This window comes from Bacillus sp. bc15, from assembly GCF_900142585.1.
Taxonomy (GTDB): domain Bacteria; phylum Bacillota; class Bacilli; order Bacillales; family Bacillaceae_G; genus Bacillus_A; species Bacillus_A cereus.
In genome coordinates, this window is the sequence record NZ_FRBJ01000012.1 from 1 (window position 1) to 26998 (window position 26998).

A 26998-nucleotide genomic window follows, 5' to 3' on the forward strand; every position below is an offset into this window, starting at 1 on the left:
AATATAAGGATATCGCTAGAAAAAACAAACTAACAGTTACAGGGAAAAAGTTGTACAAAGTACGCTGTTCAACTATAGAGCGAAGCTTTGCAGACGCCAAAGAACTACATGGCTATCGATATGCTCGATTTCGAGGGCTGAAGTCTGTCCAAATGCAGGCTTATCTCACCGCAGCTTGTCAAAACATGAAAAAAATAGCCCTCCATCTGACCAAAAAAGGTCTGGTGGAGGGCTATTTTTTTGAAACTCTATTATTTTATGTTGTTTTTATTCGCTAAAATCAAAATGATTACAGAGTGTTGGGAACCCCTAAAGGGTTTCCCAACACTCTGAAAAAAAGAGCTGCTTAATTGCAGCTCTTTTTATTAAAGGGGATGATAGAATGGGTCATACATATACAGTAATGAAGCAAGAAGAAGCGGAGGAAATTGCGTATAACTGGCATTATGAAGGGAAATATTCTTTTTATGATATAGAGGCAGATGAAGAAGATTTAGCTGAATTTTTACATGGTGAGAGTAGAGGAGATCATACATTTTCTGTGAAGCAAAATGGCATTCTCATTGGTTTTTTTACTGTTTGTAAAATGAATGATGGAACGGTTGATATAGGACTTGGAATGAGACCTGATATAACTGGCAATGGATTTGGTTTACAGTTCGTGAATGCTGGACTAGCTTTTAGCAAAGAAAAATACGGATGCAAATATATAACACTATCAGTAGCGACATTTAATGAGAGAGCGATAAAAGTGTATAAAAGGGCGGGATTTGAAGTGGTTGGAACGTTTATACAGAAAACAAATGGTAGTTGTTTTGAGTTTTTGAAAATGAACTACATATGTAAACGTGATTAAAAAACAGAGGGATCTTCTGTTTTTTTATTTTGATTTAGAAATATATGATACATATTTTTTTACTTGTTGTAATTGAGGGTTTTGAAATTTTGGTAAAGGATGTGTATGATAGAAGTTTAGTAGCGAATAGTAGGTTTAGCAAGGAAAGGTAGAGGTAGTATGATTACAATTAAAACGAAAAATGAAATAGATTTGATGCATGAATCTGGAAAATTACTTGCTTCATGTCATAAAGAAATTGCGAAAATGATAAAGCCAGGTATAACGACGCAAGAGATTAATACGTTTGTTGAAATGTATTTAAAAAAGCATGGTGCCACATCTGAACAGAAAGATTACAATGGTTATCCATATGCGATATGTGCATCTGTAAACGATGAAATGTGTCATGCGTTTCCGGCCGATGTTCCTTTAACTGAGGGTGATATTGTAACAATTGACACGGTAGTAAACTTAAATGGGGGTCTTTCAGATTCTGCTTGGACGTATAGAGTTGGAAAAGTTTCTGATGAAGCAGAAAAGTTGTTGCTAGTAGCTGAGAATGCTTTGTATAAAGGAATTGATCAGGCGGTAATTGGTAATCATGTAGGAGACATTGGCTATGCAATTGAAAGTTATGTAACAAATGAAGGTTTTTCTGTCGCAAGAGACTTTACGGGACATGGAATCGGTAAAGAGATTCATGAAGAACCAGCAATTTTTCATTTTGGGAAACAAGGACAAGGACCTCAGTTACAAGAAGGAATGGTAATTACAATTGAACCGATTGTAAATATAGGTATGCGATATTCTAAAGTAGATTTAAATGGGTGGACTGCACGAACGATGGACGGGAAATTATCAGCTCAATATGAGCATACAATTGCGATTACAAAAGATGGGCCAATCATTTTAACTAAATTGTAATTGGGAATGAAAGAGTTTGCAAAACTCGAACGAAAATAGTGGTTTTTAAAAATTTGTACGTGTTTTTTTGATAAATGCTTTTCAAAGTATAAAAAGTACGTTATAATCCTTCTATAAAATAAATAGTTAGCTACACTCATATAATCGCGGGGATATGGCCTGCAAGTTTCTACCGAAGTACCGTAAATACTTTGACTATGAGTGAGGACGAATATAATTGCTTGTTTAGCATTCTTTTTTTGCGAAACTCCAAAAGCGCGTCTCTCACTTGTAACGAGTGGTGGCGGCTTTTGGAGTTTTTTTATTGCATAAGAGGGGGAACAAACATGAAAGTATTACAAGAAAAGATTTTGAACGAAGGAAAGGTTTTATCTGGTGATGTATTAAAGGTGGATGCATTTTTAAATCACCAAATTGATCCAGTACTTATGCAAGAAATCGGAAAAGAATTTGCCAAACGTTTTAAAGAAGAGAACATTACAAAAATCGTGACGATTGAATCTTCAGGCATTGCACCAGCGGTTATGGCTGCATTAGAGCTTGGTGTAAAAGTAATTTTTGCACGAAAACGTAAATCGTTAACGTTACAAGATAATATGTACGTTGCAAACGTATATTCATTTACAAAACAAGAAACAAATGAAATTTCATTATCTCGAAATCATATTGATGAAAATGATCGCGTGCTAATCATCGATGACTTTTTAGCAAACGGTCAGGCTGCTTTAGGTTTAATGAGTTTGGTAGAGCAAGCAGGAGCAAGTATTGCAGGAATTGGAATTGTTATTGAAAAAGCATTTCAAGATGGAGGAAAGAAGCTTCGTGAACAAGGCGTTCGTGTTGAATCACTAGCAGAAATTGCATCACTTGATAACGGCACAGTTACATTTGTACAGCAAGAAACTGCGGAGGTGAAATAAACGATGAAGCAGCATCCATTTAAAATTGCATCGCTTGGTATGCAGCATATGCTTGCAATGTATGCTGGAGCAATTATCGTTCCGCTTATTGTGGGCGGTGGACTTGGTTTAAATCAAAAAGAATTAACATATTTAGTCTCAATTGATTTATTAATGTGCGGCGTTGCAACAATTTTACAAGCATTATCAAATCGCTTTTTCGGTATTGGACTTCCCGTTGTACTCGGTTGTACATTTACAGCCGTTGGACCGATGATTGCGATTGGAAAACAATACGGTGTGTCTTCTATTTATGGAGCAATTATTGCTGCTGGGTTATTCGTTGTTATTTTTGCGAAATTATTTGGAAAGCTTGTAAAACTATTTCCACCTGTTGTAACAGGATCTGTTGTTACTGTAATTGGAGTTACACTTGTTCCAGCAGCAATTAATGATATGGCTGGAGGAGTAGGAAGTAAGGATTTCGGTAGTCTTGAAAATTTAGCATTAGCATTTGGTGTGTTACTATTTATCATCATTATGTATCGTTTCTTTGATGGATTTATTCGTTCAATCTCTATTTTACTAGGTCTATTATTCGGTACAATCGTTGCAGCGTTTATGGGGAAAGTGAGCTTGCAAGCGGTTGGAGAGGCTGATTGGTTCCATGGTATTCAACCATTTTACTTTGGTACACCAACATTTGAATTAACACCAGTTATTACGATGATTCTCGTTGCTTGTGTAGGGATTGTAGAAGCAACGGGTGTATACTTTGCATTATCTGATATTTGCAATAAAAAAATCGGTGAAAAAGAATTAACAAAGGGCTATCGAGCAGAAGGATTAGCGATGGTGTTAGGTGGTATTTTCAACGCGTTCCCATATACAACTTACTCTCAAAACGTAGGACTTGTTCAATTAACTGGAGTAAGAAATCGCGTTATTATTTATACTTGCGGTGGTATGTTAATCGTTCTTGGATTCATTCCTAAAATCGCAGCTATTACAACAATCATTCCGAAATCAGTACTTGGCGGTGCTATGCTCGCAATGTTCGGTATGGTTATGGCATATGGTATTAAAATGTTAAGTAGCGTTGATTTTGGCAAACAAGAAAACTTATTAATTGTTGCATGTTCTGTTGGAATTGGGCTTGGCGTAACAGTCGTTCCTACATTATTCTCACAACTTCCAGAAAGTATTCGTATTTTAACAGATAACGGAATTGTACTTGGAAGTGCATCAGCAGTATTGTTAAATATCGTATTTAATATGGTGCCGCAGCGCAAAGTGAAAGTAAAAGAAGAGCCGGTGTCTATGCAAAGTGCAGTAAGAGAAGCGTAAAAAAGCAAGGTCTCGTTATGAGACCTTGCTTTTCTTTTTAAGTGGCATCATTTTCCCATAAGTACCAAGACGCCAAATGTACTCAAGTGGCCCGTATTGGTAATGTGAAAGCCACCAGCGGCTAATAAAGATTTGTAACGTGTAGAAACCGACGCAGAATAGTGGTCCAACCCATAATGGAGCAAGATAATCATTTTTGAATAGTAGCCCGAATACAAGTAATGTAACAATTGTATGTGAGATGTAATTCGTTAACGCCATTCGTCCAACGTATTGGAATGGACGTAATACTGTTTGCCATTTTTCTTTTTGTAATAAACGCATTAACGTGACAATGTAGAAGATGAACAATGTCTTTCCGCTTATCATCGTAATGCCCATAAGTGAAAATGGTGTGTATGGTTGATTGTTCATAAAGAAGTAAACCATAATAAACCACATCGGTAATGTTAAAATGAACATAATGATTTGCCATTTTTTAAGTTTTGGATCTAATTCCTTAGCACGGCGGAAAATGTCTTTTTTACCGGCATATAATCCGAGTAAAAACAATCCTAGTGTTTCAGGAAGCATAATAAGACTGTTACTTATTGCTTCAGAATAGAAAGAATAGAATCTGTCTGTAATTTGTAAGCCCCAGTTTTCTAACGGCATAATGGCTATGGAAAGGCCTAGTTCATCTACCGGCACTAATAACATGACAAGAGAACCTAATAATGTGAACAATTGCATGAAACTTAATAGTACAATTGACCATATTAAAATAGTACGTGTCTTTCTTTTGTAAAATAAAAATAAGAAAAACCCGGTAATTGCATAAGTATGTAAAATGTCACCGTCCCATAAAAGAACGTAATGTAAGAACCCGAATAATAATAAGATAAGTAAGCGGCGAACAAACAAAGTTTTTGGACGATCGGTCTTCGCCTCAGCACGATTCATAAAAATATAAAAACCTAATCCGAATAAAAACGAAAAAATTGTATAAAATTTCGTTTGAATAAACATATCGTAAAATAGGCGAATATAGCTGTCTATCCCTTCGTAAATTCCTGTAATATCACGTGAGTCAACCCCGGCAATAATTGGCCAGTTAACAAGAAAAATACCTAATACAGCTATTCCTCTAATAATATCAATGGAGTGTATCCTCTCGCCTTGTGTGAGATTTTGTGTCATTTTTTTCCTCCTTGTTAAGTAATTCCCTTTTATTATACAAAATGTAAGATGGAGGGGATAGGGGATATTTCCATTTTTTTAAACTGTTAAGTTATGTAGGATGAGATATAATAAGAGTGCACAACAAGTTTTAACCTTTTTCAAAACAGGCAGTAAAGCTCCTTCTTATAAGGAGCTTTCTTTATGGAAAGTGTTGATAATGATTCTCTTTAATGATAAAATGTATTCAAAAGTGATAATCATTATCAAAAAAGGTTGGTGCATGAGTATGGTATATGCATTAGTAGCAGGTACAGTTGCTGTATATGCAGTTATTGCAAAGTATGTTTTAAATGGAGTAGGAACAGCAAAATGAGTGATATGACATAAAATCCCTTTCATTTGTAAAAAGAATGAAAGGGATTTTTTATTTTTAATGAGAATATGCTGAAAATTTAGTATGATAGTAAAGTGAAACTGTAATCAATGGGTATGTGTAACTCTCACTGGTTATGAGCTCGCAATTAGCGGGGAAAAGTATATACATCTTGGATAAAGGGGAACAAGGGGATGACAAACATAGTACAGACAAACGGTATGAAAAAACTTGTTTGTTTTTATGAAGAGTGGCAAAAACACGGCGATGCAGAGAATAGCTTAAAGTTGTTTGAAGTAATTCAAAAATATAAACGAGAGCAGCTTATGATAGCGTTCTGCGGTCACTTCTCAGCAGGGAAATCAACGATGATGAATCATCTATATAAAGCGCAGTTGTTACCAACAAGTCCAATTCCGACAAGCGCTAACGTCGTTAAAATTGAAAAGGGATTTGATCGTGTTGTTGTTACGATTAAATCTGGAGAACAGTACGAATATGACGGTGCATATTCAGCAGAAGAATTAAAGCAAATTTGTAAAGATGGCGATGAGGTAATTGGTGTTCATATTTATCGGAATGATGCACCAATTCCTGAGGGTGTTATGTTAGTTGATACACCAGGGATTGACTCAACAGATGATGCCCATCAACTGGCGACAGAATCAACGCTACATCTAGCAGACGTAATTTTTTATATGATGGATTATAATCACGTCCAATCGGAAGTGAATTTGCAATTTGTTAAAAAATTGAAACAACGTAATAAAACGGTTTATCTCGTTGTAAATCAAATAGATAAACATAAAGAAAATGAATTATCATTTGAGGATTATAAAGATAGTGTGAAACAATCGTTCTCTAACTGGGATATTGAAGTAGATGGAGTTTATTATACGTCATTACGAATGATGAACCATCCACATAATGAAATTGGAAGCTTAGAAACATTAATTACTTCTATTATGAAAGAAAAAGAGCAGTATGTAAGAGAGGGAATGGAGCGAGAAACAGAACATTTAATGGGAGAACATTTCTCGTTTATTGTTTCTGAAAATGAAAAAGCTCTTTTGACATATGAGGAAGAGTTAGCATCACCGCTTTTGATTTCAGAAATAGTTGAAAAGAAAGAAGAGCTAACGGAAACTAAACATCGCGAGGCTAGTAAAGAATCTCATGTGAGAAACGAATTTATAAAAGGTTTACAAGCTATATTAGATAACGCGTATTTAATGCCATTTGAAATGAGAGAATTGGCAAATGCATATTTAGAAACGAAATTAACAAAGTTTAAAGTTGGTTTGCTATTTGCGAAAGGAAAGACGGAGCAAGAAAAACAAAGACGTGTAGAGGCGTTTTGTTCTGCCCTTCAAAAGACTGTTGAAACGCAACTTGATTTTCATGTGAAAGAATTTATTGTAGCCTTCTTAAAAGAAGAAGGATTGTTCACGGAGGAAATTGGGAAAGACATATATGCTTTAGAAATTGCTTTTGGACCAGAAATGTTAGCTGAAGTCATTAAACAAGGTGCAGGTTTCACAGGTGATTACTTACTTCTTTATACAGCGGATGTAGCGAATGAACTGAAGAAACGTTATTTTACAAAAGCACAGCAAATTTTTGATAAAAGTGCAGTTGTTTTAAAGCAAAAAGTGAAGGAAGCAGTTGCTCGTATGGAAGAAGAGATTGAAAAATATACGATGTTGCAAACGGCAAAAGAGACGGAATTACAATACAGTAACAATTTAGAGACATATGAAAGTTATTTACAAAATGTTTGGCACGAGCGTGTTGCTACACCAGAAGGATTGCAAATAGAGGAGATATTGCAACGTGAAAAACAAATTGTTAGTGAGAAATTCACACTACAAGAGCAGGAAATGGTAAATGATAACGTAGCGGCTCATGAAGAAGAGATAAAAGGAACGGCAGCTTTAAATATTCAGCGTATATTAGAGAAAGTGAAGAAAGCTGAAATGATATTAGAGCCATTGCCAGCGCTGAAACATGTACAGCAAGAGGTGATAGAAAAAAGGCGTCGTGTGGAAACGAAACAATTTACAGTAGCGTTATTCGGAGCTTTTAGTGCTGGGAAATCATCATTTGCCAATGCCTTACTTGGTGAGAAGGTACTTCCTGTATCACCAAATCCGACGACGGCAACGATTAATCAAATTTTGCCGGTTACAGAGGAAAAACCACACGGAACAGTAATGGTTCAATTCAAATCAAAGCAAGCTCTATTAGAAGATATGAAAGCTGTTTATAAGCTGTTTCATTATGAGATTACTACGTTAGATGAGGCGTTAGCACAAATTGATAAAGTTATGAAATATCCTTCACCGACTGGGAAGCAAAAAACAACATTTAGCTTTTTACGAGCGGTACAAAAAGGGTATGATGCAGTTTCTACTTATTTAGGAGAACAAGTACAAGTCACATTAGAAGAGTTCTCTGATTATGTAGCGAATGAAGAAAAATCATGCTTCGTTGAGTATATGGAGCTTTATTATGATTGTGCTTTAACAAGGCAGGGAGTAGCGCTTGTAGACACACCTGGAGCGGATTCTATTAATGCTCGCCATACGGATGTTGCATTCCAGTATATTAAAAATGCAGATGCTATTTTATTTGTAACATATTATAACCATGTATTCTCTCGTGCTGATCGTGAATTTTTAATTCAGCTTGGGCGTGTAAAGGATACTTTTGCCCTTGATAAAATGTTCTTCTTAATTAATGCGGCGGATTTAGCAGAGTCTGAAGAAGAACTTGAAATGGTAAAAGGTTATATCGCAGATCAGCTACTGCAATACGGTATTAGAAATCCGCGTTTATTTGCAATTTCAAGTTTATGTGCGCTTGAAGAGAAACAAGGAAAGAATGTTGAAAAAGAGAAGTATGGTATTTTACAAAACTCTGGAATTACTAAGTTTGAGGAATCATTTACGTCCTTTATGATGAGAGATTTAATGCTTGTTTCTGTGCATGCTCTATATGGTGCGTTGCAAGGGGCAGATCAGCTTTTAGTAAACATGATAAATGGTGCAAAGCAGGGGAATGAAGAGAAAGAGAAGCAAACGAAAAAATATGAAGCAGAGCGTGATCAACTACTTCATATTATTTCATCATATAGTGTACTTGCTGAAGAACAGGCGATGCAAAATGAAGTGAAAGAGTTGCTTTATTACGTGCAACAGCGTCTATTCCTACGTTATAACGATGTGTTTACTGAATTTATTAATCCGGCGTCACTTCGAACGGATGGAAATGTGAAAACACAATTGCAACAGTGTGTTATGGAATTAGTAGCATTTATTCAGCATGATTTATTACAAGAAATGCGTGCGACATCATTACGTCTTGAAAAATGGATAGACGAAGCGATGAAGCGTGCAAAGGACGAAATTGTAGTGAACTGTAAAGTAGAAAATCAATCAATTTCTATGAATGGAACAGTTGAGTATGAATATAAAGATATTACACATAAAGAACCGTTCCCTTCAGTTGAAATAAAAGATTTCAAAAAAGCACTGGCACATTTTAAAAATGAGAAAAGCTTTTTTGAAAAGAATGACAAAGCTTTTATGCAAGAAGACGCTAAATCTGTATTAGAACCGCTTGTATCAAACTATGTAGCCGATGAAAAAGATTTATTTGTCCATCATTATAAGCAAGAATGGGATATGAAGTGGAACTTATTCCAAAAAGTGATGCAACAAGATGTAATGAACTATTATGAAAGTATATTGTTTGCATTGGCTGAAACGATCGATGTATCTCTATATGAACAAAGTAAAGAACAATTGCACAATCAGTTAGTAGAGATTGAAAAAGAAATTTATGTTATATAGTCGTTATGAGAAAAAGATTCGTTCAATTTTCTTTTGCAGTACAGTATCTAAAGATTTGACAAATCCAGCAAATTCATCGGTAGAAATCATATGAGTAAGAACGAGTCGTCTGCCATCTGGTGTTTCACCGCATAAGACGAATGAAGAAAATTCGTATGTTTTATTTTCAACTACTAATTTTGGATAGGAATACGTGTCGCTTTTCTTCTTCTTTCCATCAATAGAGATGACGTTGCATTTTTTCTCATTGTTGTCCATGGTGAATCCCTCCTTTCTATTATTTATGGTAGACAAGGAGGGTTTAGAACAATAGAGATGGGGGGATTTTTTATGTCTTTTGTAATAGAACGTATTTTAAAAGAGGCTATACCGAAGTCTTTATTGCTACTTGCTGATCCAAGTGAACGGCAAATAGCTATATATGTACAAAGAGGGTTAACATACGTAGCAAAGCAAGGGGGCAGCATCATCGGTGTGTATGTTCTTTTGGAAACAAGGCCGAAGACGATGGAAATCATGAATATTGCGGTTGCAGAGCATTTGCAAGGAAAAGGGATTGGGAAGAAGCTATTAAGGCATGCCGTAGAAACTGCTAAAGGATATGGTATGTCAAAACTTGAAATTGGTACAGGCAATTCTAGTGTTTCACAACTTGCTTTATATCAAAAATGTGGATTTCGTATTTTTTCTATTGATTTTGATTACTTTTCGAAGCATTATGAAGAAGAGATTATTGAAAATGGTATTGTATGCCGTGATATGATTCGGCTTGCAATGGAATTGAATTAGAACGTATAACTTATTTAGGGGGAAGAGAAGATGGAAGTACATAAAGCAATTACAGCACATTCTCGTAAACAAAATGAAAGTGTAAAAGCATGTTTACAATTAGATGCGCAGCGTGAAGCAGCTATTGAAGCAGCCGTATCTCTTGCGTCAAATGGGAAAGAATTTTCGGTTGATGTCATTAATGTTGTAACAAAGCAAATTAATGATCTTGCAAAAAATGGTGTTACCTTGCAGCGTAAATATGTTACAGAAGAAATGGTTATGGAGTATGTAAGTCGTTTACAAGAGAAAGAAGGTCGTTAAAGATGATAGTTACAGTCGAATGGTTACGTGAGCATATAGAAGATGAGAACGTCCGTGTAATCGATTGTCGTTTTGATTTAGCGAATCCTAATTGGGGTAGAGAAAAGTATGAAGAAGAACATATTCCTCATGCGTTATATTTTGATTTGAATTTAGATTTATCAAGTCCTATAGCAGAACATGGTGGCCGCCATCCGTTGCCAAGCATTGAAGAGTTTGCGGACAAGCTTTCGGAGGTTGGTATTGATGAACATATGACAGTAATTGCGTATGACAGTCAAGCTGGTGCAAATGCTGCTCGTTTATGGTGGTTATGTAACTATGTAGGACATGAGAAAGTATATATATTAGATGGTGGTTTCCCGGTTTGGAAAGAGAATGGACTACCGACAACAACGGAAATTCCTGTTGTTATACGAAAAACATTTAAAACAAACATACAAGATCATATGCTTGTATCGATGGAAACAGTAAGAGAGAATATCCAGGCAGGTGCAGATGTTACGTTAATTGATTCAAGAGAGCCAAAACGTTATGCTGGTGTAGAGGAACTTGTCGATCATAAAGCAGGACATATTCCGACAGCAACAAACTATTTTTGGAAGGATGGAATGTTGCAATCAGGACAATTTAAGAATGAAGCTGAGCAACAAGAACGATTTCAAAATCTGTCGAAAGATAAGGAAACCATTGTATATTGTGGTTCTGGTGTTACGGCATGTCCAAATATCATTGCGTTAAAATTGGCTGGATTCCAAAATGTTAAATTGTATGCAGGTAGCTGGAGTGATTGGATTTCTTATCCAGAAAATCAAATTGCAAAAGAAGAAGATTAATCACTTGCATGCAAAAATAATTTGTATTAAAATAAGGTCACAAGCAAGAGATTGCTCGAAAAACTTTGTATTTTACACATTGGAAACAATGTGATAATATAACGACAAGTAAATAATACATCCTGCGGTGTACGTAACTTATTTATGTCTAAAACCGATGTTAGTTATACGGAAGCTCAATATTTAGCGACCATCATCAAGCCTTCCTTGTGGAGGAAGATGTACGGTAACTGTGAGGGCATCCACCTGCGAGTAGCGGGTTTTTGGACATTTACGAGGAGCGGCACGTGCGGGGGTCTTATTTCAACTAACCTTATATAAAATTCCTACGGTGTACGTAGCTTATGCATGTCTTAAACCAATAAGTTTAATATGGAAGTTCAATATTTAAATGTAGCTAACATGCCATCTTTTTAAGAAGGAAGTTACAAACATTTGTGAGAGCATCCACCTGTGAGAGCAGGTTTATGGACATCTAGAGAGAACGGCATATGTGGGGCTATATAAAAACCTTACGTTTTATACGTAAGGTTTTTTTGTTGCATAGATATATCAATATTATCTTGATTCACCTGTGAAGTTTCCGTAATAAATGTAGCACTTTCTGTCTTCATCAATCTCTCTTGAATCCAAGGAGAATTCCATAGACATGCCGTCTCGCTGAATATATATAATATCTGAATGAAGAGATGGTAAAATTTCTTCGTAGTTCCATACATCTTGACTATCTACTAAGCTTGAACTCGTTTCACTTAGTTCTCTAATTTCAAAACCGATGTGGGAGTATGTAGGGTCTGAAGGGTCATTGGCGAAAACTTCTTTTTGAATATAAATAACTGCTGTTCCGTCTGGATCAACCGAAGTTGCAGTAACAACATAAGTATTTTTCTCTTTAATAAAATATTCACAAGTCATGCGTGCGATAATTTCAGAATTAGAAATATTGGCGTAGTTCCATAAAGCAGGATACCCTTTCGTTTCATCATTAAGTCGATATTCTAAGCGCATTTAATCCCTCTTCTTCCTTTTTCTTCTACTTTATCATGCCATCCTATATAATAGGAATAGAATTTAAAAAGGGGAGTGCGAAGGTGACAAAAACGAAATGGCTAGTAGGTGGTGTCGTAACGTCTTTAATGACTGGCACTTTATTTGGTTGCGCACAAGATCTTCCCCCAAAACCGAATGATAATAGTTGTTCTGATTGGGATTGGGATGATGAACTTGGGGTATGGCAGTGTGATGATAGTAGTTCAGGTTATCGTGGGCATTATTTCTATGGTGGGCGATACTATCAAAATAAATCTACTTTTAAAAATTCATCGGCGTTTAAATCGTATCAATCGTCTGCTGAATTTAAAGGTGGAATTGGAAGCGGTTCAAAGGGAGGATTTGGGGGCTAAAATATGTCGCAATACATAAGGGATCGAAAAGAATTTTATTTAAAATATCCGAATTTTTGGTCGGATTTATATGAATGTGAGTATAGTTTGTTTCATGTTTTTTCTATAACAAATCAGACTTTGGACCAATTACACTTAGCGACTGAACGAATGGGGAAAATATTTTTTAAGACTGCTAGACTGCTGCGTAATTTAAGTGACGAACAGCTTCTAGATCTTGGCTTTCCATCCGCGAGTTTATCATTCATTAGAATGAAAGGGCTTTATCCTGAATCTGTAATTTCGCGATTTGATTTTGCTGTAACAGAGGATAATAAAATCAAAATGCTTGAGTTTAATAGTGATACACCAACTTTTATTGTGGAATGTTTTCGAATGAATAGGAAAGTATGTGAAAATCTAGGCTATGATGATCCAAACTCGGATCAAGAACGATTGCTATCTTCTGGTGTAACGAAAGCAGTAATGGAAGCGACAAAGGGATTAGATAATCCAAATGTTGTTTTTACAGCACATCATGAACATATCGAGGATTGGAATACCACTATGTATTTAAGTCAGCTATGCCATGTTGAAAATAAAGTAGTGCCAATGTCAGAACTTAGAATTACAAAGGGTGCTCTAGTCGATAAAGATGGGGCGAAGATTGATGTTTTATATCGCCAAACATATCCGATAGAAGATTTAATTGAGGATCAAGATCCTGAAACAGGAGATTTGGTAGGTGTGGAACTGTTACAACTTGTAAAAGCCGGAAAGCTTTTTATAATAAATCCTTTGTCAGCATTTTTACTTCAGCCAAAATCAATTCAGTGTCTTATTTGGGGGTTAGCAGAAGAAGAGGTCTTTTATACAAATGAGGAACAACAGTGGATTAAAGAATATATGTTACCTACATATTTAGAACCAGATTTATTTTTAGGAAAAGGTTCTTTCGTTCAAAAACCTTCATTTGGGAGAGAAGGAGATACAATTACGATTCGCGATAAAGACGAAAATATTATGCTTCAAAATGCACACGAAACGTATAAAGCGTCACTGCCGATATTTCAAAAGTATACCGAACTGCCAGTCGTATCCTTGGAAACAGAAAAAGGGATCGAGAAACTGTCATATGTGTTTGGTTCGTTTTTAATTGCTGGAAAAGCGAGTAGTATCGGTATTCGTGCGGGAGAAAAGATTACAGGAAATGAATCGTACTATTTACCGGTAGGTATAAAAAGGAGGGGGAAAAATGATTAATTTTTTATTATATTTAGCAGTAACACTCGGCCTTTTATGTATAGGTCTGTTCTTGATGGAAGTGACAACGAGAGTAAAGGAATTTAAGTTAATGGCTCAAGGAAATAAGGCGGTAAGCTATGTGCTTGGAGGACGATTACTTGGGTTAGCTGTTGTTTTATATTCGACAGCAGCTAATTCAATTTCACTTCTTGATATGATTTCGTGGGGAGCAGTTGGGATTTTGGCTCAAATTATCGTCTTTTATTTAGCTGAGTGGCTTACACCACGCTTTAATATAAACAAAAGTCTCGAAGAAGATAATCAAGCAGTCGGTCTTTTTCTTATGTTTTTATCGCTTTCGATTGGGATTGTAATCGCTGGTTGTATAACTTATTAAAAACTTTACGTTTAAACGTAAAGTTTTTTATTTTATCCCGCTATTTGCCGGGCAGCCCGATTGGTGAGGGCTAATAATCAGTGGGGGATGAACAAAACCCCCACTGATTAAAGTTTCACTTTATATACGTTAGTTTGCCATACCTTTTGAAAAAATTGTAGGCTACTGTTGACATCTATTTTAAATAAGAGTAACATTTTCAATGTAATGAAAATAAGTCTCTGTTAGGTGAGGCTCCTGTATAGAGAAATGCTACTGCCCAAAAATGTCGAGAGACGCCAATGGGTCAACAGGAATGATCGAATTAAGGTTTTTCTTAACGTAGCTGGTAATGTACCTATGCTATACAGTGCTAAAACTCGGCGAGGGAGAGGTCCGTAGATTTCTAATTATATTAGAAATCGTTTATTTGTGTATGTAATGGCCACTACTCTCTTAAGGGTAGGGGTCTTTTTTGTTACCAAGCTATGAGTAATTTCATAGTATAAACTATAAAATTAAACGAGGAGGTGAGGAGCATGTCAAATTCTGACTCGGTTCCGTTACCCATATACTTCAAATCAAAAATATATGATGTAGGCAGGAAACGATTTGTTCCTCCCTCTATATTTATCACAATGTAGCGTTTATAAAGCGCTAGACACTTTCACAGTAAAGTGGATAAATTGAGAAACAAAGCGTTTCTTCCTATGTTGTAAAGGAGGAGACGATAATATGTTATATGCAAACAAAACTGTGGGTAACACGTCATATAAACTAAATAAAAAATCAATAAAAGAACAAACAATGCTCCAAAAAAATAAAGATTTATTAATTGAAATTGCAACAAGAGATGTAAAATCTGTATTTGCATATTTTAAAACAACAAGAGACGGACTATCAATGAAAGAGGCGCAAAAACGTATTCAAGTATATGGCCGAAATGAACTAACTTCAAAAAGAGCAATTCTTGCAGAAGTAATGATGAAGCTTGGTGGCATGATTCCAGGTTTTTCAAAACAACGTGTGTGTGATGAATTACAACGTGAAACGATTACTGTATCTAGAGTAGAATGTTCTAGTAGTACAGGGCTAAATAGTGAACTGAAAATGATGGAGATACCAGTGCAAGAACTTGTACCTGGAGATATGATTTTTCTTTCGGCTGGAGATGCTGTGCCAGCTGATGTACGTATTATTTATGCAGATGATTTATTAGTGAATGAGTCTGTGTTAACGGGAAACGAAGCGAGTATAGAGAAGTTTGAAAGCTGCTATCACCTTGAACGTAAACGATTTATTCCATTAAAACGGATGAAAGATTATAATCCACTTGAGCTTGAAAATGTATGTTTTAAAGGTTCACATATCGTTAGTGGAAGTGCAAAGGCTGTCGTTGTTTCTACTGGAAAAAATACGTATTCAGGCATATTGCATACTTGTTGTAGTAGAACGTCTTAATGTGTTAATGGTGCTAAATATACAAAAACAATGTATAATAGACAAAGTTGAGCAAAAACGTAGAATGGTAATCTATTTATATAACCTTACGTGATAACGTGAGGTTATTATTTTTTTAATAGGAGAGGAATTATGAAAAAAGTATTATTAGTTGATGGTATGGCACTATTATTTCGTGCTTTTTACGCAACAAGTGTCTACGGACAATTTATGAAACGACAAGATGGAACCCCTACGAATGGGATTCATGGTTATATGAAACACTTGTTAACAGCTACGCAAGCGATTGAACCAACACATATCGTTACATGCTGGGATATGGGAAGTACGACATTTAGAACAGAATCGTTCTCGAATTATAAAGCAAATCGTGCAGCGCCACCAGAAGAATTAATTCCTCAATTTGATTTAGTGCAAGAAATGACTGCGAAATTATCCATTCCAGTTATCGGTATGAAAGGCTACGAAGCGGACGATTGTATCGGTACGCTTGCAAAACAATACTGCAATGAAGCTGAAGTTTATATTTTAACTGGTGATACAGATTTACTTCAACTTGTTGATAAGAACGTTACGGTTATGCTTCTGCGTAAAGGAATTGGAAATTACGAATATTACACACCGGAGAAAATCATGGAAGAAAAAGGTGTAGAGCCGTGGCAAATCGTCCATGCAAAAGCTTTCATGGGAGATACAAGTGATAATTATCCAGGTGTAAAAGGTATCGGTGAAAAAACAGCGTATAAGCTTATTCAAGAGCACGGAACAGTATCCGCTGTACTAGAAAATGTAGAATCATTAACAAAAGCGCAGCGTACGAAGATTGAAAGTGATTTAGAGAACTTAAATATTTCGTTGCAATTAGCACAAATTCACTGTGAAGTTCCAATTTCATGTTTACTAGAAGAGGGATTACACACAATGGATGAAGAAAAACTTAGATTTGTTTGTGAAGAAATGAATTGGGGAAGACCTGAAATATTAATAAATATGCTATAAATAGTTTGGAAAGAGGGATGTTGCATAAGTCGAAATTTGACTTGGTGACACCTTCTTTTTGTTTTTGTAAACAGTATTATAGTAAATAAAATTATGTCGAACTCAATTTTAAATATATAAATGTTTCGACAAGATATAATGATAAAAGTTGATGGGAATAGTAATTTTTATAATGAAGTGAATTAATTTCAACATAGTTTTAGAGAGTCTTTTTTTCGTGTTCACAAAGTTGTCAGAAAATAAACGGAATTTTCATATGAAGTTCAAATAGAATTCACAACAATCAATTATTATAAGGACACACAGATAATTCTTTATCTTTTATATAAACCATCCCCCAAGGAGGACAATGAAAATGAGAAAAAAAGTGAGGAAATCTTTTAAACAATTATTAATTGAAAATAAACAATCACTATTAAATAATAAAGAAAATATGAAAGAAATTGAAGAGAGAATTGAGAAACGACATGTAGCATATAGTGGTGCGAGTAATTAAATAAAATAAAAAAGATAGCCTATATAGGCTATCTTTTTTATTTTATATTGAAAAAACGCTATTCATCTCTTTAATTTTGTAAATATGCAAGATATTTTTATAGTGTTTTTCTATCAATATTACTCATTTTTCGAGGTTGAAATTGGTATATACCAATTTTTGAGATTCGCTATTCATAATATTACAAAAAATGTTACAATACACTCAAATTTATACTATAAAATCATTTTAATATGAAAAATTGGAATGAAAAGAAAGGAGAGGAATATGAATAAAGATGTCGCTTTGAAATGATTAGTATCATTTCATTAGGAGTTGATGTAAAAAGATGAAGAGATACGAAGAATTGGACTCTATAAGAGGGATTTCTTCATTAGTAGTAATGATCGGTCATCATTTAATGATTTTTTCAGCATTTCAAAATTACAGTTATGAAGATAATAAACCATTTGTTGTGTACCTATTAAAAGAAACACCTGCTCGTCTAATTTTTAGTAGTGGTAACGAATCTGTTATTATCTTTTTTGTTTTGAGCGGATTTGTTTTGTATGAATCTATTCAAAAAAACTATAGTAGCTATGGATCATACCTTTTAAAACGTATATGCAGAATATATATTCCTTATATTGTGGCAATAATAATAGCTATTATATGCCAGGCTACAATTAGTGAATATGGTATTTCTTATTTAAGTGAATGGTTTAATCGCTCATGGACGATTGAAAGTTCTTCAAGCTTAATCGCACAACATATTTTATTGGTGGGGAAATATAATACAGATGCATATAACGGTGTCATTTGGTCACTTGTCCATGAAATGCGAATATCAATAATTTTTCCGTTAATTTTGATGATTTGTTTACGAAAAACGTTAAGGTGTTCATTACTATTATTGTTTAGTTTTAGTATATGTTCTGTCGTAATATTATTTTTGTTTCGCTCGGGCTTAACATTAACAAGCTATGCATTAACATTGCATTACACGGTGCTGTTTTTACTAGGAGCACTAGTTGCGAAGTATAAAAATAATTTAATAGTTTTTTATAGTAATTGTACTAAAAATACGAAAATTGCATGGTTTTTATTTGCGATTTTACTTTTTATGTATGAAGGGCTTATTGGAGAAATGAAAGTACTCAATAATTTTATATTTCGAGACTACGTAGTGGCGATAAGTGCATGTCTATTTGTCATATTAAGCTTGTCAATATCAACTTTGTCGTCCTTACTACGTAATAAATACTTGTTATATTTGGGGAAGATTTCTTACAGTCTTTATTTATATCATATTATATCGTTATTTTCCCTTATATACATGCTCCATGAAATATTACCGTTGCCAATTATTTTAATTTTTTCACTTGTTTTTTCGTTTATACTTGCAATACTTTCGTATATATATATAGAAAAATTTGCATTCAGAGTCGGAAAGTATGTAACAAAACAAGTGGATAGAAAGAAGAGAGGGGTATCTGTAAAGAGTGACTTGCAGGATGTTATTCAGAAAAGGGCGGTGAAATAATTGAAGCAAGAAATGAGTATAAAAGATTTTCAACAATTATTGAAAAGAAGATTCGTAACGATTATTTTAACGATGTGTTGTTTAACCGCTTCTTTAGTTCTTATCTCTATGTATGTTTTAAAGCCGTCATATCAATATTCAACGCAAATTCTTGTTGGGAATTTAGATGAGTTTAATAAGGAAAATTCAACAAATAAAACACAAGAAAATAAGCAACTAGTAACATCGTATGTTGATATTTTAAAAAGCCCATTAATTATTTCAACAGTCAAAAAAACTTTGAAATTAGAGCAATCAAGTTATGAATTAGCACAAAAAATCTCGGTATTGAATACGGACAACTCACAAATTGTAACTGTTACAGTAAAAGATTCCAATCCGAAAGTCGTGAAAGATATTGTAAAGACATTGGCAGAGCAATCACAAAAAAGCTTTCAACAGTACACAAATGTACAAGGAGTGAAAGTATTGACTGATCCTGAGTTACAGGAACAGGCTGAAAAATTGTTTCCGAAATTTCAACTAATCATTCCTATTTCTTTAATTGTTAGTTTTTTTGTTGGGATAGGTTTAGCTGTATTTCGAGATTATTTTGATGAACGTATATACATGGAACAGGATTTAGAGAAAATAACAACAGTCTCTGTTATTGGTCACATAAATATGAAACCGAATAGAAAAAAGAAACTTACAGAGGTTGATAAACAATCATCTATATATCGAGGTGAACATGTCGATGTTTAGGACAAAGAAACAGCTGCCATTCGATCTGCATGATGATCTGATGAAAGAGCAGTTTTATACGGTGTATCACGAGTTGAAAAAATCTGGAAAACAACTGTTCACAGTTAGTTCAACGAAGGACAGAGGTGTTGTTGCCTCGCTTATAGTAAATATGGGTCTAGTGTTTGCTGAAATGAAGAAAAAGGTGTTACTTATTGATGTGAATTTTTCTGACCCCAAATTACATGTATTATTACAAAGTGATCACATGATAACAGTAAACGATATAATAAGCTCTTCCCCCTGTAATTATGAATCTTTTTCTAGTAATTTGTCTAAATACTTATATTGTATTCCTGCAAAAAAAACAGTACACACAGGGACGCCCTTAGTTGCTATGGATGAATTTGATAATGCAATTGCTAAGTGGAAAGAAGATTTTGATTACATTTTCTTTTATTCTTCTGAAGTATTTGATCTTCCTGCTACGCACATTATTGCAGGGAAATGCGATGGAGTAGTCTTAGCAGTTAAAAAGCGAAAAGATTCACTACGTACAGTGCAAAAAGTAATAGCGAATATAAATAGAAAAGAATGTGAATTAATAGGGATAATTTTATATTCTTGAATGTGGGGGTAACGATCCATGATTCGTGAAACAAATCAAGCCAAGTTGTATACGATTCCAGCTCAAGAAAAGCCTAGCATATTGAATCGAAGTGTAAAACGCTTGTTTGATATTATATTTTCAATCATATTGTTACTATTAACGATACCAATTATGTTGTTCTTTTGTATTATGATTACTTTAGAAACATCAGGGGCTCCAATTTACTTTCAAGAACGTTTAGGTATAAACGGGAAGAAGTTTAATGTATTTAAATTAAGATCGATGGTAAAGGATGCTGAAATAAATGGCCCACAATGGGCAAAAGAACATGATTCAAGAATTACAAAAGTTGGATTGTTTATAAGAAAAACGAGAATTGATGAATTACCGCAACTTTTAAATATTTTAAGAGGGGATATGTCTTTTGTAGGCCCTAGACCAGAGAGAGAGTTTTTTTATAATGAATTTGATGCGTATATTCCAGAATTTAAGGAACGTTTAATGGTAAAACCAGGATTAACAGGATGGGCGCAAATAAATGGAGGGTATAATCTTGATCCAAAGGAAAAGTTGAGGTTGGATATGGAATATATTGAAATGAAAACGATTCGAATGGACATCCGTATTTTATGTAAAACCGTTTTAATTGTATTGAACGGTAATGGTGCAAGATAAATATATATGTAAACAAACAACATATGCAAGTAGGTTACTTGCAAAGGAGAACTGGTATGGGTAGATCTATTCTAAACAATATTATCCATCTATTTTATAGTACGATTTTAGCTAACCTTCTTCAGGCCGTCAGTTTAATTGTTTTAGCAAACTTTTTTAACGCACAACATTATGGGATGTTTAGTGTTGCCATAGCAGTGACGTTTGTTATGTTATTTTTTACAGACTTAGGACTTAGTAATACGTTTCTTCGAGAAGGGGCAAAGGATGGGGCAGATTTAGAGAAGATTTTATCATCGTATATAAAAATAAGGATGATCCTACTTATTTTTATTTCTATAATCGGTTATATTGTTATTCATTATATTTATGCGGACAAAAATTTAATTTATATGATGATAAACGTAATGTTTTTCATGTTAATAGGATTAACTTGGCAAAATATAGGAATTGCCTATTTTCAACTGACGGAACGTATGAAGTATATAGCGCTCATTAAAGTTGTATCAGCATCGGTTGTCATTATAATTACATGTTTTTGTATTTTCGGAGAGTTACCGGTGTATGTAACGGCTCGCTTATATGCTTTTGGGTATATGATCGGTGGTTTATTCAGTATATATATCATGAGAAGAAAGACGAAAATGAATATGAAAGTCGTAATTCATAAAGCGTTATTTTGGCAATTAACTCCCTTTATTATTAGCGGTTTTTTAATAATGAGTACGCCACAATTAGCACCTATCTTGCTTAACTATACATTGCCATTAAGTATGGTAGGTGTTTTTGCAGTGGCGTACCGGATGCCGGCAGCTTTATATCAAGTACCAGGGGTAATTGCAGGTGCATTTTTTCCAGTGCTCTTTAAGCATTATAACCAGAATAATATAGAAGAGCATACGAAATTAAATTTGCTTCAAATTAAATCAATGGCGATTGTAGGGATATGTATGACGATCGGTTTATATCATTTAGCACCATACTTTATTTCTATATTTTTTCATGAAGAATGGAGCAATGCAGTAGAACCACTCCAAATATTATCATTTCTTATTGTGCTACAGAGTTTAAATATTGCCATTGCTGATGGTTTAACGACGAGTGGATGTCAAAATAAGAGAACTGTTGTGCAGTGTGTAGCATTGGTGATAGGTGGGGTTATGCTTTATAGCTTTAGTAGTATTGGTGGAGTGATAGGAGCGGCATACGCTATGGTTTTATTTGAAATCGTCGCTTTAGTGGGATACATAGCGGTAAGTGTAGTGAAGAAAAAAATTGTATTCCAAATTGTAATACCGTATACAATTTATTTTGGTGTAACCTTTATTGGAGTGCAATATATATTGCATACATATCATTTAATTGCGCTTGTTCTTAATATACTAATCGTAGTAGCTGCCATATTCCTATATGATTATGAGCTGAAAAAACTTCTTCTTTCTTTTATAAGAAAAATACGCAAAAAGGATTATATTACGAAACAGGGGATATAGCCTATGGAAAATAATATGAAAGTATCGATGGGATGGATTATTCTTCTAATATTATTTGTTATGTTAAGTAAATACAATTTATATATTGGATTTTCATTGAAGATATATATGATTTTTTTAGTCATATATTTTTGTTTAACAATTAAAAACTTTCATATTCAAAAGTTATATTTTCATGAAGTTGTATTTTTACTGTTTTATTTCATTTATTGTTTAAGTGGAATTCTTTCTATGTATTTAAATGCTAGTATTCGTATGATTTTTGGCGTGCTACTCGTTTTAGGATGCTATTTTATAATGAGGAATTTATTGGGGAATACTGAAATAGTGGTACTTGAATCATCTATTGCTTATGTAGGAGTAGTATTTAATGTTGTAAGTCTAATACTATATATAATTGGTTTACAATACTTTAGTTTATACGGTGGAGAAGAGAGAGAAATTTTTGCTGGGTTATTAGTGGATAGAGGATATCCACGATTAATTGGATTGCTAGATGATCCTAACATTTTTATTTTTTATAATACAATATTTTTTATGTACTATATGACGAATTTACAAAATATTACTAACATCTTAGGATTGATTTTATGTGTTACGACAAGTCTATTAACCTTTTCAAGGGGCGGTATATTAGCGCTTGTACTTGTCGTTTTTGTATATATATGTATGTCTAGTTTCGCCAAAAAAATAAAAATAATTATGAGTTTAGTATTGTTTAGTGTAGTTATTTTTAGTTTATCGAATAGTGTAATGGGGGGCCAATTAGATGATATATTAAATAAACGAATTTCTGATTTTTCCCATGATAATGGAAGTGGTAGATTTACATTATGGGAAGCTGCTTTTAAATATTATTTATCCAATCCATATATTGGAATCGGCGCTTTTAACTTTTCGAATTATTATGAGTATCAATTTAATGAAAAATTATATGTACACAATACATTTTTAGAAATTTTGTCTGAATCGGGTACAATTGGTTTTCTTCTATATAGCGCGTTTTTATTCATATTAATGTTCAAGCTAGCGCAGCATACTTTGTTTCGTGAAAAACCATATCTTCTATTGACTATGATTGCATTTTTATTTCAGATGATGTCATTGTCACTCATTATTAACGAAGCGTTCTTTTTATTTTTAGCAGTTGTTGTGAAGTATATTTCAATATATGAAGGAAGGGGAAAGATAGATGGTAAAATGTCTATCAGTACATAACGAGCCTAACGAGCCGCCTTATGTTTCTGTAATAACACCTTCTTATAATAGTATACGATTTATAGGTGAGACAATTTCATCTGTACAGAATCAATCGTATAAAAACTGGGAAATGATTATCGTTGATGACGGTTCAACCGACCAATCTGCCGCAAAAATTAAAGAGATAATAGAAGGAGACTCACGAATTAGGTTATTATCATTAAAAGAAAATGTTGGTGCTGCTAAAGCTCGGAATTTAGCGATCCAAGAGGCAAGAGGAAGGTACATTGCCTTTTTAGATAGTGATGATATATGGTTGCCACATAAATTGAAGACACAATTGTTATTTATGGAAGAAATGAATATAGCTTTTTCATATGCGTCGTATAGTTTAATTGATGAAAATGGTAATGAATTAAATCGTGAAGTGAGTGTACCAAAATCTGTTGACTATCATTATTTAGTAGGAAATACAATTATCGGGTGTTTAACAGTGATGATTGATCGTGAAAAAATTCCGTATGTCGAAATGCCTAGTATACAGCCGGAGGATACAGCGTTATGGCTGAACTTATTACATGAAGGGTATGAAGCAAAAGGGATACAGCAAGTGTTAGCAAAATATAGAATTGTTACAAATTCTGTTTCTAGAAATAAAATTAGAGCAGCTTTTCGGTATTGGAAATTGTTAAGGGAACAAGAACGACTGAATTCGGTGCAAATTTTTTACTATTTTAGTAAGTATGCTTATCATGCTTATAAAAAAAATAAAATCAATGTAGTTGGGAAGACGCAATTATGAATATACTGTTGATGACAGATAAATTGATAACTGGCGGAGCCGAAAGCTATTTCTGTAAATTGGAAAGTAATTTGCGTTATGATGATTTTAAGATTTATACAGCTGCAGGTGATGGAGAACTATATGAATCTCTTACTAGAAAAGAAAATTTTATATCACTTAGTCGATGGAATCATTTGAGAAATATTTATTATTTACGAAACGAAATTTGTAAACGAAAGATAGAACTTATTCATGCAAATAGTTTGCGAATGGTATTATATGCTTTTCTAATTCAAAAGTTTATTAAAAAAAAGATGAAAATTGTTTATACGAAACATAATGTAACGATATTAGAAAAGAAAATGCCAACGCTTTTTCGTTATTTCATGAATAAATATGTAAACAATATTATTACAGTAAGTGAGTTTGAAAAGAATAATTTAATTTCAATGCATGTAGCAGAAGAAAAAATAAATACAATTTATAACGGTGTCGATATTGAAAAGTTTTTATTCCAGCAGAAGAAGAAAGAACCTACATATAAAATAGGGATATTAGCTAGATTATCCAAAGAGAAAAACCATCAACTATTTGTCAAAATTGCAAATGTGTTGAAAAAGAGAAATGATTTTATGTTTTATATTGCTGGTGATGGACCAGAGAAAGAATCGATTATGAAAGAAATAGAAAAATATGGATTGCAGCAAAGGGTGAAGATGCTAGGGAATATTTCAGAGCCGCATGAGTTTATAGGGAATATGGATGCCTTACTTTTATTATCTTTTCGTGAAGTGTTTCCAATGGTAGTAATTGAAGCGATGGCTACAGGGACACCAATTGTTTCAATAGATGTTGGCGGAATACATGAAGCGGTAATAGATGGAGAATCAGGCGTTTTGATATCTGAATATTGCGAATCTGAATTCGCAAGTGCACTTGAAGAACTACAAGGGAATGAAGAAAGGGTAAATGATATTAGATTGAAAGCACGAGAGAAAGCAGTGAGGTATTTCTCGTTAACTAAAATGATAGAAGAAACGAAAAATATATATGAGTTAAACAAATGACCGGGTAGGTCGTTTGTTTTTTTTATTATAGAAACTTTTAAGAGAGAACTCACATATTATATGAAAAAAGGTAATATGAGGAGTGAATTTATTTTGTCAGAATATATTTCTTCCCAAGAAGATTGTGCGCCAGAAAGTAGCGTTCACATTGATTGTTTTGGCGCAGTTCCAAACTCGGTAAATGATAGCTCATTAGCAATTCAACAAGCTATTGATTATTGTGTAGCTAACCGAATTTCGACAGTAAAAATTACAGGAGTAAATACGTACAAAATTGTAAAGCCGATTGTTATTAAATCAAACGTAAGATTAGAGTTAGATCCTACCGTAACGCTGCAAATTGATGGAGATTTTAATGCATTTGAGCTACAAAGTAACGCTTCGATAGTTGGTGGTACTATTCAAGTTATAAATCCATTGTTTCAATCTGCTGTTATTTATGTTTCTGGTTCACAACAAATCGAAGTACCTAATCAATCTGTTATATCAAATATAAATATAATAAATACAACTCCATCGTATAAAGGAAAAGCTATACATTTTTATTGTCAAAAGGCATGGGATTATATTAGTTTCTTTCAAGTTAAATTTATTCAAATTAAAAACTTTCAAACTGCAATATATTTGAAAACAGAGTATATAGATGATATTAATACACCTTGCTGGATTAACGCCAATGTATTTCAATCAATATTTATTGATGGATGTGTGTATGGGATTGAAGTCGATGGAAATAGTGATTTGCCAAATGAAAGTTCAGGAAATACGTTTCATGATATTCAAGTGCAATGTAGACAACAAACGAAAAAAGCAATTCGTTGCTCAGGTGCGTATAATACATTTGATTGTATGATTTGGGATACGTACCGGATGAGTAGTGAACAGATTGTCATTGAATTTTCTTCTAATTCGCATCGTAACTACCTTTTTTCAAATTTACTTTCTACAACTATTGTAGATAAAGGACAATACAATGTTTGTAAGTCTACCTATGAAGAATCTCTTCGAATTCAGTTACCGATTACGTTAAATAAACCACATTTAATAGGGAATCAAGATGATATTTTAGTAAATGCTCAGCAGAAGTATACGATTAAGCAAGTAAGTGGGAAAGTGCCTTACGGGGGGAATCTCGCAAATTGCTTTAATTTAATAGATGAACAAAGTGTAAACTATATTGACGTTCCAGATAGTAATCCAGTTGTAATTGAACTGGATTTTACGAAAAAACCAATACAAATGTTAAATTGTTTTGGAATGTATTTTGGGTGGGGAGAGAGCCCAAAGAAAATTAAAATTGAATATGCATTAAGCGCAACTGGAAGCTGGGTTATCGCGTTGGATGTTCCATTAAATGTTGGCGATACAATTATATCGAATATGAAGGCGAGTCAGTTATATAAAGTTAGAATTACATTAAGTGGTTATTCTCAAGACCATAAGCGTTTTCGAATTAATCGTATCTTTGCAAGATCTTCTATGGAAAATGGGAGTGCTTGGTTAGCGACAACTGGAGGAAGAATGTTTGGAGATATTGAAATAGAGGCAAGTAAAGGTATAATCATGAAGACTGCTAGTGGAGTGAAATGGAAAGTTACTATTAATGAAGCTGGCCAACTTATTACGACTAAAATAACTTGA

At 33.9% G+C, this 26998-nt stretch carries 26 protein-coding genes, 2 other RNA genes, 1 pseudogene and 2 riboswitches; of the genes and pseudogenes, 26 read left to right on the top strand and 3 right to left on the bottom strand.

Annotated features, from left to right (window positions below):
* From BUA87_RS25760 to pbuX, 5 genes and pseudogenes are all read left to right on the top strand, one after another.
* Positions 1-289: pseudogene (locus BUA87_RS25760) on the top strand (transposase); the annotation flags it as partial.
* Between the two features lie 93 nt (positions 290-382).
* Complete coding sequence (locus BUA87_RS25765) at positions 383-856, top strand: GNAT family N-acetyltransferase (protein WP_072941250.1); 474 nt, start codon at positions 383-385, stop codon at positions 854-856.
* 159 nt (positions 857-1015) lie between these two features.
* Positions 1016-1762 carry a type I methionyl aminopeptidase gene (locus tag BUA87_RS25770; RefSeq protein WP_000628419.1) on the top strand — a complete coding sequence of 249 codons (747 nt, stop codon included), beginning with the start codon at positions 1016-1018 and terminating at the stop codon, positions 1760-1762.
* Positions 1763-1878: 116 nt separating this feature from the next.
* A riboswitch (purine riboswitch) is annotated at positions 1879-1980 on the top strand.
* 108 nt (positions 1981-2088) lie between these two features.
* Positions 2089-2682 carry a xanthine phosphoribosyltransferase gene (locus BUA87_RS25775; RefSeq protein ID WP_000866483.1) on the top strand — a complete coding sequence of 198 codons (594 nt, stop codon included), beginning with the start codon at positions 2089-2091 and terminating at the stop codon, positions 2680-2682.
* Between the two features lie 3 nt (positions 2683-2685).
* Positions 2686-4008: a xanthine permease PbuX gene (gene pbuX / locus BUA87_RS25780; protein ID WP_072941254.1), complete on the top strand. Its 1323-nt coding sequence runs from the start codon at positions 2686-2688 to the stop codon at positions 4006-4008.
* Positions 4009-4023: 15 nt separating this feature from the next.
* On the opposite strand, the gene BUA87_RS25785 is transcribed toward pbuX, so the two are convergent.
* Entirely contained in the window at positions 4024-5187 is a 1164-nt protein-coding gene (locus BUA87_RS25785; RefSeq protein ID WP_000193180.1) for a DUF418 domain-containing protein, read from the bottom strand.
* A gap of 549 nt (positions 5188-5736) precedes the next feature.
* Between BUA87_RS25785 and BUA87_RS25795 the strand changes: the two genes are divergently transcribed.
* The gene (locus BUA87_RS25795) at positions 5737-9396 is read left to right on the top strand and encodes a dynamin family protein (protein WP_072941257.1); all 3660 of its coding nucleotides are present in this window, start codon (positions 5737-5739) and stop codon (positions 9394-9396) included.
* A gap of 3 nt (positions 9397-9399) precedes the next feature.
* Here BUA87_RS25795 and BUA87_RS25800 read toward each other — a convergent pair whose 3' ends face one another.
* Complete coding sequence (locus BUA87_RS25800; RefSeq protein ID WP_000369740.1) at positions 9400-9654, bottom strand: DUF3931 domain-containing protein; 255 nt, start codon at positions 9652-9654, stop codon at positions 9400-9402.
* A 72-nt stretch (positions 9655-9726) separates the two neighbouring features.
* On the opposite strand from BUA87_RS25800, the gene BUA87_RS25805 reads away from it, so the two are divergent.
* The 5 genes from BUA87_RS25805 to ssrS (BUA87_RS25825) all read left to right on the top strand — a co-directional run bounded on the left by BUA87_RS25805 (position 9727) and on the right by ssrS (BUA87_RS25825) (position 11828).
* Positions 9727-10185: a GNAT family N-acetyltransferase gene (locus BUA87_RS25805; RefSeq protein ID WP_000011410.1), complete on the top strand. Its 459-nt coding sequence runs from the start codon at positions 9727-9729 to the stop codon at positions 10183-10185.
* A 30-nt stretch (positions 10186-10215) separates the two neighbouring features.
* Positions 10216-10488 carry a YpbS family protein gene (locus tag BUA87_RS25810; protein WP_000451820.1) on the top strand — a complete coding sequence of 91 codons (273 nt, stop codon included), beginning with the start codon at positions 10216-10218 and terminating at the stop codon, positions 10486-10488.
* Positions 10489-10490: 2 nt separating this feature from the next.
* Positions 10491-11324, top strand: a complete 834-nt coding sequence (locus tag BUA87_RS25815) for a sulfurtransferase (protein ID WP_000637575.1) — start codon at positions 10491-10493, stop codon at positions 11322-11324.
* A gap of 116 nt (positions 11325-11440) precedes the next feature.
* Positions 11441-11623: non-coding RNA, 6S RNA (gene ssrS / locus BUA87_RS25820), on the top strand.
* Between the two features lie 21 nt (positions 11624-11644).
* A non-coding RNA gene (ssrS, locus tag BUA87_RS25825) (6S RNA) lies at positions 11645-11828 on the top strand.
* 54 nt (positions 11829-11882) lie between these two features.
* On the opposite strand, the gene BUA87_RS25830 is transcribed toward ssrS (BUA87_RS25825), so the two are convergent.
* A complete protein-coding gene (locus BUA87_RS25830) occupies positions 11883-12332 on the bottom strand; it encodes a hypothetical protein (protein WP_001235522.1) in 450 nt (149 codons plus the stop codon).
* A gap of 83 nt (positions 12333-12415) precedes the next feature.
* Between BUA87_RS25830 and BUA87_RS25835 the strand changes: the two genes are divergently transcribed.
* From BUA87_RS25835 to BUA87_RS25905, 15 genes are all read left to right on the top strand, one after another.
* The gene (locus tag BUA87_RS25835; protein WP_000169030.1) at positions 12416-12727 is read left to right on the top strand and encodes a hypothetical protein; all 312 of its coding nucleotides are present in this window, start codon (positions 12416-12418) and stop codon (positions 12725-12727) included.
* Between the two features lie 3 nt (positions 12728-12730).
* Entirely contained in the window at positions 12731-13969 is a 1239-nt protein-coding gene (locus tag BUA87_RS25840; RefSeq protein WP_000084938.1) for a glutathionylspermidine synthase family protein, read from the top strand.
* Positions 13962-14348 (top strand): DUF350 domain-containing protein, encoded by a 387-nt coding sequence (locus BUA87_RS25845; protein ID WP_072941260.1) that lies wholly within the window; start codon positions 13962-13964, stop codon positions 14346-14348. The genes BUA87_RS25840 and BUA87_RS25845 overlap by 8 nt, the downstream gene beginning before the upstream one ends.
* A 213-nt stretch (positions 14349-14561) precedes the next feature.
* Positions 14562-14725, top strand: a riboswitch (M-box (ykoK) riboswitch).
* Between the two features lie 337 nt (positions 14726-15062).
* A complete protein-coding gene (locus BUA87_RS25850) occupies positions 15063-15788 on the top strand; it encodes a P-type ATPase actuator domain-containing protein (RefSeq protein ID WP_000964944.1) in 726 nt (241 codons plus the stop codon).
* A 132-nt stretch (positions 15789-15920) separates the two neighbouring features.
* Positions 15921-16787, top strand: a complete 867-nt coding sequence (locus tag BUA87_RS25855; RefSeq protein ID WP_000757069.1) for a 5'-3' exonuclease — start codon at positions 15921-15923, stop codon at positions 16785-16787.
* A gap of 355 nt (positions 16788-17142) precedes the next feature.
* Positions 17143-17283: an FbpB family small basic protein gene (locus tag BUA87_RS25860; protein ID WP_001228048.1), complete on the top strand. Its 141-nt coding sequence runs from the start codon at positions 17143-17145 to the stop codon at positions 17281-17283.
* Between the two features lie 328 nt (positions 17284-17611).
* Positions 17612-18805: an acyltransferase family protein gene (locus BUA87_RS25865; protein ID WP_071714526.1), complete on the top strand. Its 1194-nt coding sequence runs from the start codon at positions 17612-17614 to the stop codon at positions 18803-18805.
* Entirely contained in the window at positions 18806-19549 is a 744-nt protein-coding gene (locus tag BUA87_RS25870) for a YveK family protein (RefSeq protein ID WP_000807053.1), read from the top strand.
* Entirely contained in the window at positions 19536-20156 is a 621-nt protein-coding gene (locus BUA87_RS25875; protein ID WP_002093924.1) for a CpsD/CapB family tyrosine-protein kinase, read from the top strand. Before BUA87_RS25870 ends, BUA87_RS25875 begins: the two co-directional genes overlap by 14 nt.
* 18 nt (positions 20157-20174) lie before the next feature.
* A complete protein-coding gene (locus BUA87_RS25880) occupies positions 20175-20813 on the top strand; it encodes a sugar transferase (RefSeq protein ID WP_000617644.1) in 639 nt (212 codons plus the stop codon).
* A 56-nt stretch (positions 20814-20869) separates the two neighbouring features.
* Positions 20870-22306 carry an oligosaccharide flippase family protein gene (locus BUA87_RS25885; protein WP_071714525.1) on the top strand — a complete coding sequence of 479 codons (1437 nt, stop codon included), beginning with the start codon at positions 20870-20872 and terminating at the stop codon, positions 22304-22306.
* A gap of 3 nt (positions 22307-22309) precedes the next feature.
* Entirely contained in the window at positions 22310-23524 is a 1215-nt protein-coding gene (locus BUA87_RS25890) for an O-antigen ligase family protein (RefSeq protein ID WP_000429880.1), read from the top strand.
* Entirely contained in the window at positions 23499-24308 is an 810-nt protein-coding gene (locus BUA87_RS25895) for a glycosyltransferase family 2 protein (protein WP_071714524.1), read from the top strand. The genes BUA87_RS25890 and BUA87_RS25895 overlap by 26 nt, the downstream gene beginning before the upstream one ends.
* On the top strand, positions 24305-25357 hold the full coding sequence (locus BUA87_RS25900) for a glycosyltransferase family 4 protein (RefSeq protein ID WP_071714523.1): 1053 nt from the start codon (positions 24305-24307) through the stop codon (positions 25355-25357). Before BUA87_RS25895 ends, BUA87_RS25900 begins: the two co-directional genes overlap by 4 nt.
* 93 nt (positions 25358-25450) lie before the next feature.
* Complete coding sequence (locus tag BUA87_RS25905; protein ID WP_044584267.1) at positions 25451-26998, top strand: glycoside hydrolase family protein; 1548 nt, start codon at positions 25451-25453, stop codon at positions 26996-26998.

What these genes read in the sequence shown, in the direction of transcription:
- BUA87_RS25765 (WP_072941250.1), top strand. Translation starts at nt 383, where the DNA reads ATGGGTCATACATATACAGTAATGAAGCAAGAAGAAGCGGAGGAAATT.
- BUA87_RS25770 (WP_000628419.1), top strand. Translation starts at nt 1,016, where the DNA reads ATGATTACAATTAAAACGAAAAATGAAATAGATTTGATGCATGAATCT.
- BUA87_RS25775 (WP_000866483.1), top strand. Translation starts at nt 2,089, where the DNA reads ATGAAAGTATTACAAGAAAAGATTTTGAACGAAGGAAAGGTTTTATCT.
- pbuX (WP_072941254.1), top strand. Translation starts at nt 2,686, where the DNA reads ATGAAGCAGCATCCATTTAAAATTGCATCGCTTGGTATGCAGCATATG.
- BUA87_RS25785 (WP_000193180.1), bottom strand. Translation starts at nt 5,187, where the DNA reads ATGACACAAAATCTCACACAAGGCGAGAGGATACACTCCATTGATATT.
- BUA87_RS25795 (WP_072941257.1), top strand. Translation starts at nt 5,737, where the DNA reads ATGACAAACATAGTACAGACAAACGGTATGAAAAAACTTGTTTGTTTT.
- BUA87_RS25800 (WP_000369740.1), bottom strand. Translation starts at nt 9,654, where the DNA reads ATGGACAACAATGAGAAAAAATGCAACGTCATCTCTATTGATGGAAAG.
- BUA87_RS25805 (WP_000011410.1), top strand. Translation starts at nt 9,727, where the DNA reads ATGTCTTTTGTAATAGAACGTATTTTAAAAGAGGCTATACCGAAGTCT.
- BUA87_RS25810 (WP_000451820.1), top strand. Translation starts at nt 10,216, where the DNA reads ATGGAAGTACATAAAGCAATTACAGCACATTCTCGTAAACAAAATGAA.
- BUA87_RS25815 (WP_000637575.1), top strand. Translation starts at nt 10,491, where the DNA reads ATGATAGTTACAGTCGAATGGTTACGTGAGCATATAGAAGATGAGAAC.
- BUA87_RS25830 (WP_001235522.1), bottom strand. Translation starts at nt 12,332, where the DNA reads ATGCGCTTAGAATATCGACTTAATGATGAAACGAAAGGGTATCCTGCT.
- BUA87_RS25840 (WP_000084938.1), top strand. Translation starts at nt 12,731, where the DNA reads ATGTCGCAATACATAAGGGATCGAAAAGAATTTTATTTAAAATATCCG.
- BUA87_RS25845 (WP_072941260.1), top strand. Translation starts at nt 13,962, where the DNA reads ATGATTAATTTTTTATTATATTTAGCAGTAACACTCGGCCTTTTATGT.
- BUA87_RS25850 (WP_000964944.1), top strand. Translation starts at nt 15,063, where the DNA reads ATGTTATATGCAAACAAAACTGTGGGTAACACGTCATATAAACTAAAT.
- BUA87_RS25855 (WP_000757069.1), top strand. Translation starts at nt 15,921, where the DNA reads ATGAAAAAAGTATTATTAGTTGATGGTATGGCACTATTATTTCGTGCT.
- BUA87_RS25860 (WP_001228048.1), top strand. Translation starts at nt 17,143, where the DNA reads ATGAGAAAAAAAGTGAGGAAATCTTTTAAACAATTATTAATTGAAAAT.
- BUA87_RS25865 (WP_071714526.1), top strand. Translation starts at nt 17,612, where the DNA reads ATGAAGAGATACGAAGAATTGGACTCTATAAGAGGGATTTCTTCATTA.
- BUA87_RS25875 (WP_002093924.1), top strand. Translation starts at nt 19,536, where the DNA reads ATGTCGATGTTTAGGACAAAGAAACAGCTGCCATTCGATCTGCATGAT.
- BUA87_RS25880 (WP_000617644.1), top strand. Translation starts at nt 20,175, where the DNA reads ATGATTCGTGAAACAAATCAAGCCAAGTTGTATACGATTCCAGCTCAA.
- BUA87_RS25885 (WP_071714525.1), top strand. Translation starts at nt 20,870, where the DNA reads ATGGGTAGATCTATTCTAAACAATATTATCCATCTATTTTATAGTACG.
- BUA87_RS25890 (WP_000429880.1), top strand. Translation starts at nt 22,310, where the DNA reads ATGGAAAATAATATGAAAGTATCGATGGGATGGATTATTCTTCTAATA.
- BUA87_RS25895 (WP_071714524.1), top strand. Translation starts at nt 23,499, where the DNA reads ATGGTAAAATGTCTATCAGTACATAACGAGCCTAACGAGCCGCCTTAT.
- BUA87_RS25900 (WP_071714523.1), top strand. Translation starts at nt 24,305, where the DNA reads ATGAATATACTGTTGATGACAGATAAATTGATAACTGGCGGAGCCGAA.